Origin of the sequence: Longitalea luteola, assembly GCF_017356035.1 — a bacterium.
GTDB classification, from domain to species: domain Bacteria; phylum Bacteroidota; class Bacteroidia; order Chitinophagales; family Chitinophagaceae; genus Niastella; species Niastella luteola.
Genome location: NZ_JAFIQX010000035.1, coordinates 1 through 954 on the forward strand (window position 1 = coordinate 1; position 954 = coordinate 954).

The following is a 954-nucleotide window of genomic DNA, read 5'->3' on the forward strand; positions in this document are numbered from 1 at the left end:
ATTTTATGCTGCGGGTGGGACATCCTGCAGCATTTTTTGTTTCGCTAAAGGTAAGGAATCTATGAAGGTTTGCATTGGAGTTCTTCCATAGCAGTATTTGCCAGAGTGAGTACGTTGGTTATTATACTCCTCTAGCCACAGATCTAGATCAGCTTGTAGTTCATCAAGTGTGTTGTAGATTTTCTTCCTGAAGGTCACAGCATAAAACTCTTCCTGCATTGTACGATGCAATCTTTCACAGATGCCATTGGTTTGAGGCGACTTAGCTTTTGTTTTGGAATGATCGATATCTTCCAGGGCAAGATAAAGTTCATATTCATGATGCTCTCTGGCGCCGCAGTATTCAGTTCCTCGGTCAGTGAGTATTCTGAGCAAGTTAATGCCATGCTGTTCAAAGAATGGAAGAACCCGGTCGTTGAGCATGTCCGCTGCAATTAAAGCATTCTTACGATCGTACAGTTTGGCTGTAGCCACTTTGCTATAGGTGTCAATAAAAGTCTGCTGATAAATACGACCAACGCCCTTAATCGTTCCTACATAGTAGGTGTCCTGGGCTCCCAGGTATCCGGGATGGTGGGTTTCTATTTCGCCATAGGCCTGCTTCTCCTCCTTGGCTCTTTCCAGGGCTACAACCTGGTCTTCGGTAAGAACCATGCCTTCCTGAGCTGACTTGACCTCTAAGGCCTTTAGGCGTTTACGGATGGTCTCCAGGTCGTGGCGTAACCAGACACACCTGACACCTGCTGGTGAAATAAAAATGCCCTTCTTTTTCAATTCGTTGCTTGCCCTCAGCTGGCCATATGCGGGCTTCTCGATAGCCATAGCTACAACAGCCCCTTCAACAGATGGCTCTATTCGATTCTTTATGTTGGGTTTACGACGGCACACTTCCTGCAAAGCCTGCTCACCACCTTGCTCATAAAGTTCTTTGTAACGATAAAATGTGTCTCGGGA

At 46.0% G+C, this 954-nt stretch carries 1 protein-coding gene; it reads right to left on the bottom strand.

Annotated elements, in window-relative coordinates; all coding sequences use genetic code 11:
* Positions 1-3 precede the first annotated feature (3 nt).
* Positions 4-954 (bottom strand): IS481 family transposase (locus JUB15_RS28300; RefSeq protein ID WP_207516119.1); only part of this gene is annotated, 951 nt, incomplete at its 5' end.